This is a genomic window from Devosia sp., assembly GCF_028290645.1.
GTDB lineage: Bacteria > Pseudomonadota > Alphaproteobacteria > Rhizobiales > Devosiaceae > Devosia_A.
This window is the reverse complement of the sequence record NZ_JAQGJL010000080.1, coordinates 1-5,535: the sequence shown is the minus strand read 5'-3', so window position 1 is coordinate 5,535 and position 5,535 is coordinate 1. Positions and strand designations below refer to the sequence as shown.

Annotated in this window: 6 protein-coding genes; 1 reads left to right on the top strand and 5 read right to left on the bottom strand. The window is 65.7% G+C overall.

Features of this window, described 5'->3' with window-relative positions:
* Positions 1–765: FHA domain-containing protein (locus JWQ89_RS04270; protein ID WP_299638710.1), on the bottom strand; the 765-nt coding region annotated here is incomplete at its 3' end.
* Positions 766–984: 219 nt separating this feature from the next.
* Here JWQ89_RS04270 and JWQ89_RS04265 point away from each other — a divergent pair.
* On the top strand, positions 985–1,239 hold the full coding sequence (locus JWQ89_RS04265) for a hypothetical protein (RefSeq protein ID WP_299638708.1): 255 nt from the start codon (positions 985–987) through the stop codon (positions 1,237–1,239).
* 90 nt (positions 1,240–1,329) lie between these two features.
* On the opposite strand, the gene tssI is transcribed toward JWQ89_RS04265, so the two are convergent.
* The 4 genes from tssI to JWQ89_RS04245 all read right to left on the bottom strand — a co-directional run.
* Positions 1,330–3,327 carry a type VI secretion system tip protein VgrG gene (gene tssI, locus JWQ89_RS04260; protein ID WP_299638706.1) on the bottom strand — a complete coding sequence of 666 codons (1,998 nt, stop codon included), beginning with the start codon at positions 3,325–3,327 and terminating at the stop codon, positions 1,330–1,332.
* A 24-nt stretch (positions 3,328–3,351) separates the two neighbouring features.
* On the bottom strand, positions 3,352–3,741 hold the full coding sequence (locus JWQ89_RS04255) for a DUF4280 domain-containing protein (protein ID WP_299638705.1): 390 nt from the start codon (positions 3,739–3,741) through the stop codon (positions 3,352–3,354).
* Positions 3,742–3,784: 43 nt separating this feature from the next.
* On the bottom strand, positions 3,785–4,591 hold the full coding sequence (locus JWQ89_RS04250; RefSeq protein ID WP_299638703.1) for a hypothetical protein: 807 nt from the start codon (positions 4,589–4,591) through the stop codon (positions 3,785–3,787).
* Positions 4,592–4,628: 37 nt separating this feature from the next.
* The coding region (locus tag JWQ89_RS04245; RefSeq protein WP_299638701.1) for an AAA family ATPase at positions 4,629–5,535 on the bottom strand (907 nt) is incomplete at its 5' end.

Here is a 5,535-nt window from a genome sequence, read left to right as displayed (position 1 = left end):
ACGCGGCGCCGGCGCCGCGGCTGCCTGCGCCGACGGCTGCACGCGCGGCGGCAAAAAGTCCGCGAGCGGGTCATAGTCGTCCGGGATCAGCGCGTGCGGCGCTGCGGCGGGCGGGGCGGCCGGAGCGGCCGGCGCCTCGAACGGCGACGCCACGGCGATCGCATCCATCGGCGCATGTTGCGCCGGGGCGTGATCGAACTCCGAGCCGCGAAATGCCAGCGGATCGGGCACCGCGCCGGCCTGCCCGAACAGGTTGAGCCCCAGCGGATCGCCGGCGCCGGCCGGCGCCGCCATCCCGGCCCCGGTATCGAGGATGTTCGCGCCCGACAGCGTGTCCTTCGGATTGATGTACTCGGGCGCCACCTGCCGCCCCGCCGCGGGCTGGGCCTGGAACGGGTGGCCGGGCGAGTAATCCGGCTCGAACACCGGCACCGGGTGCGCCGCCGGCGCCTCGTCGACGGCCACCTGCAGCACGTAGTCGCCGATGATCAGGGTGTCGCCATCGCCCAGCGTCGCGGTCTTGCCGGTGCCGAGCGGCCGGTCGTTCAGCCAGCTCGGATTGCTGCCCAGGTCGATCAGGGTATAGCGTCCCTCGACGAAATCGAGCTTGCAATGGGTGCGCGAGATGTACTTGCCCGGGTCGGGCAGCTCGAGGTCGTTGCCGGCCGCGCGGCCGATGGTCCCCCCGAGCCGGTCAAAGCGGCGCTCGACCGGCGCCGCGGGGGGCAGCTTGCGATAGGACTGGATTCGCAGGATCAGGGACATTGTCGTGGAAACTTGGTTGCCATCCGTCATATACCGATTATGCACGAGAACGCTATCGGATCGATAACATTTTTAGGGGCATCCACTTGGCAGCGACAGTTGTCCGCACCTTCTGGAATGGGACGTGTCCTACCCTTCGCGGGGGAGGACTTCCGATGGAAACCGGACCCCATCGCTCGCATCATGGTTGGAACGATTAACGGATGGAAGGAGATCATTATGAAACGCAAATTCGAAGCCCTATTACTTGGCGTATTACTTGCACTTGGACTGGCCGCATGCAGTTCAATGGGCGGCGGCAACTGGAGCTCGTCGAACGGCGGTAGGGAGTCGCTGCACGAGAACACCGAATCGGGCAACTGGCCCACCACGGAAAACATCACCAGCGCCGGCGGCAGCCTCGATAGCACGGGCCACAGCGGCAGCGGCGGCTCCGACGCAGGCGGCGGCACGGCTCCCCCCGAGGGACAGTAGGCAACGACAGGCCCGGGTGCGGCGCACGCCGCCCCCCGCCTTCGCAGGGAGCCCGGCCTATCGCGTGCGACGGCGGCGAACATCGCTTGCCTAGTTGATCTTGACCAGCGCGCCCTCGACGGTCATGATCGCGCCCGCCTTCAGCTTCATCATCGCGCCCGCTTCGACCGAGGCATTGGCGTCGGCCTTGACCTCGACCATCGCCGACTTGATCGTGATCTTGGCCGGCTCGATCTTGATGCTGCTGCCGCCCACCTTCAGCTCGATCGAGGTGGTCGCCTCCATCACGATGGTTTTGCTGACCGTGATCTTCTGGTCCCCGGTCACCGCCACCGTCTGGTTGCCGCCGACGTCGAGCTTCTGGTCGACCTTGACCGCGACGGTCTGGTTGTTATCCACGTTCAGCGTCTGGTCGTTGGCGACGTGCTCCTTGTGGTCGTGGCCGACGTCGACGCTGCGGTCGTTCTTGATGCTGATCGACTGGTCGCCCTTGTCGGCCTTCTCGAACCCGACTTTCAGGGTGTCGTTGTTCTTGACCACCCGGTTGAAGTCCTTCTCGGCCTGCACGAAGATCTCTTCCGAGTCCTTCTTGTCCTCGAATCGGATCTCGTTGAAACCACCCCCACCCTTCGAGCTGTTGGTCTTGATGGTGGACCGGGTCTGGTCGTCCGGCAGCGTGTAAGGCGGCATTGCGTCGCCGTTGTAGACGCAGCCGGTGACCAGCGGCCGGTCCGGGTCGCCCTCGAGGAAGCTGACCACCACCTCCATGCCGATGCGCGGGATGAACACGGTGCCCCAGCCCTTGCAGGCCCAGCCCTGCGCCACCCGCACCCAGCACGAGCTGGTCTCGTCCTCGGCGCCGTCGCGGTCCCAGTGGAACTGCACCTTCACGCGGCCGTACTTGTCGGTCCAGATCTCCTCGCCCGCTTTGCCGACCACCATTGCAGTCTGCGGTCCGCGCACCACCGGCTTGCGCATCAGGCGCGGCGCGCGGTAGCTGTGCTCGGAGCCGATCGCGCCGAACGCGCAGTGGAACTCGAGGCTGGCCGCCCCCGCGCCGCTGCTGTAGTCACTCACCGCGATGTCGTAATCGGCCGCGGTCACCAGGTATTCGCGATTCTGGTCGGCGCGCGGATGCGCGGACAGCGAGACCAGACCACCCGGATACAGGCCGCGCGCATTGGTGTCGGCGGCGATCTGCTCGCACTGTCCGTGCAGCGCCTCCAAGCGCGCGCGCGCCAGCGTGTTGCCGTCGTCCGCGACCAGGTAACCGCCCGGGTAGTCGTACATCTCGTACGCCTGCTGCGAGAACGCGGCGGCGATGGTCGACTTGACCAGCAGGCCACCGCTGGTGCTGGCCGCCGCCTTCTCGAAATCGAAGTCGTTCAGCGCGTAGCTGCTCGACTGGATCTCGCCCGCCGCGGCCCACCCGTACACGGCTTCCCGGTCCAGCACGCGTCGTCCGGCCTCGCCGGCGAATTCGAGCGTGGCATAGCCAGGGATGCCGGCATGCGCCCCATACGAGTCGGCCAGCACCATCGTGTGCTTGCTCTCGTCATGAGTGAAGTAGAAGTAGATGCCCGCCTCTTCCAGCAGGCGGCAGACGAAGTTGAAGTCGGTCTCGCGGTACTGCACGCAATACGGCAGCGGGGCGTAGGTGCCCGACAGCGAACTGGCCGACAGGTCGACCAGCCCGCCGTAGGCCGCGTCGGCGCACACCGCCTTGACGATGTCGACCACCGACTTGTCCTGGAAGATGCGGCAGTTCGAACTGCGCGTCAGGAGCCACAGCCACGGGTGCACGGTCGCCTCGTAGCGCGCCAACTCGCCGCTCCAGCCGGTGTTGGCGAAGCGCGTCACGACGCCGTGGAAGTGGCGCTGGGTGGCATCGGCCAGCTCGACCCGGATCCCCATCGGCTTGCCCAGCACGTCGGCGATCTTGAGCTCCTGGCTGGCCGAGAGCAGCTGCACCCGGTATTCAGGCAGCCGCCCCAGCGCTTCCGAACCGGTCATCCGCTCGAACAGCAGGACATCCGCGCCCAGGGCGCTGGTAACGGCAACTTCACGGTTGGCTTGGGTAGCGCGCATTGCGGGCGATCCTGTCGATTGCGGTTACGGCACCATGGTCTTGACGGTGCCGGCATTGGTGATGCCGATCACGCCGCCCCAGTTGCACATGCATTTCGAGACGTTGTCGAGCGCGGGCATGTTCGCGATCAGCACCGTCGGCGCGCCGGGCACCCACGGCGCCGCGGTGGCCGGCACGCACGGCATCGGGGTCAGCACGCCGAGCGCCGCCGCGGTGGCCGCCGCCACCGTGGGGTTGGCCGGCGAATTGCACATCCCGAAGGGCATGATGTTGAGCAGCGGGATGTGGTCCATGATGTTGGCCGCCGGCGGTCCTTCGGCCAGCACCTTGTTCGTCGGCAGCACCACCAGCGAGGACGGCGCCACGCCGAAGGTGCAGGTCATCATCGCGCCCATCGAAACCTGGTTTGGCATGGCGTCCTCCGCTAGTCCTCGCACAGCGTGGCTGCGCCATCTGCTACGGCGCCGCGAACAGCGTCGGCCGCGATGCAATCTCGTCGCCGACCAGCGTCTCGCTTTCGAAGGCGTCCAGTTCGTAAGGCATCGCCGTACTGAAATAGGCCGCATAGGCGCTACCGTAATCGCGCCCCTGCGCCACCGCACTGCTGTTGTACTTGATGTGGATCGTGGTGTGATTCGTCAGCTGCGCCAGCATCCGCTTGTTGCCCGCATCGAAGATCGATTCGCAGGCCTCCTTCGCCACCGAAAACAGCTCGTCGCCCACCCTCATCGGCCGTGCCACCGCCTCGGCGCAGGTATCGACCGGCATTCCGGTGCGCTTGTTCAGGTAATCGGCGGCGATCGCCCGCATGCGCGGATGGGTGTTGTCGTTGCCGTTCGCGCTCGCAAAGAAGCCGTCGAAGCTGCTCAGGTCGACCTCTTTCTGCTTTTGCAGGAAGGTAGAACTGCGGGCATTGGCGGCCAGATAGCGCAGCACCGCAAAGAACTGTTCGCAGTGGCGCGTCTCGTGGTAGACCGTCCGCAGCAGCTCGGTCATCTCGTCGCGGCTCGGGGCGTCAGGGACCATCCCCGATCCGATCACCACCTTCCAGTCCGAGGACGAGAAGAAGGCGGCACCGTTTCCAAACATGGCTCCGGTCTCGAACTGGGGCAAGGGAACACTGCAACTGACCAGGATCGGCGACATCTGGTCCCAGATGCGGGTCGCACGCAAGTCCGCACTGATGGTTTGCCAGTTGGCCCATACGGAAACGTTCACGTTATTAACGAATTGAGTTGCAAGTGCGGCAGTCTTAAGATTCATGATCCCGCTCCGGTGGATGAATATCGGCCCTGGTGCTTCACACAGGGGGCAGCTGGGAAAAACCGTACTGGAACTCGCCATCGGCAACCCGCACCGAGACGCGTTCGATGTCCTTTCCTTCCATCATTCGCGTCAGGAACTCCCGGCTGATGTCCGGCAGCATGGTGTTGGTCAGGATCGCATCGATCATCCGTCCGCCCGACTCGCTCTCGGTGCAGCGCGATACCACCAGCTTCACCACGTCCTCGCCGTACTCGAACGGGATCTTGTAGCGCGCCTCGACCCGCTTCTTGATGCGGTTCAGCTGCAGCTTCACGATCTGGCCCAGCATCTGGTCCGACAGCGGGTAGTACGGCACCGCGACCAGGCGCCCGAGCAGCGCCGGCGGGAACACCTTCAGCAGCGGCTCGCGCAGCGCCTTGGCCATCGCCTCGGGATCGGGCATCAGCTCCGGGTCCTTGCACATCCCCGCAATGAGCTCGGTGCCGGCGTTGGTGGTCAGGATGATCAGCGTGTTCTTGAAGTCGATGAAGCGCCCTTCCCCATCCTCCATGAAGCCCTTGTCGAACACCTGGAAGAACATCTCGTGCACGTCCGGGTGCGCCTTCTCGACCTCGTCCAGCAGCACCACCGAATAAGGATTCCTCCGCACCGCCTCGGTCAGCACCCCGCCCTCGCCATAGCCCACGTAGCCCGGCGGCGCGCCCTTCAGGGTCGATACCGTATGCGCTTCCTGGAACTCGCTCATGTTGATCGTGATGAGGTTCTGCTCGCCCCCGTACAGCGCCTCGGCCAGCGCCAGCGCGGTCTCGGTCTTGCCGACGCCGGAGGTCCCGGCCAGCAGGAACACCCCGACCGGTTTGTTCGGGTTGTCCAGCCCCGCGCGCGAGGTCTGGATCCGCTTGGCGATCATTTCCATCGCGTGGTCCTGGCCGATCACCCGC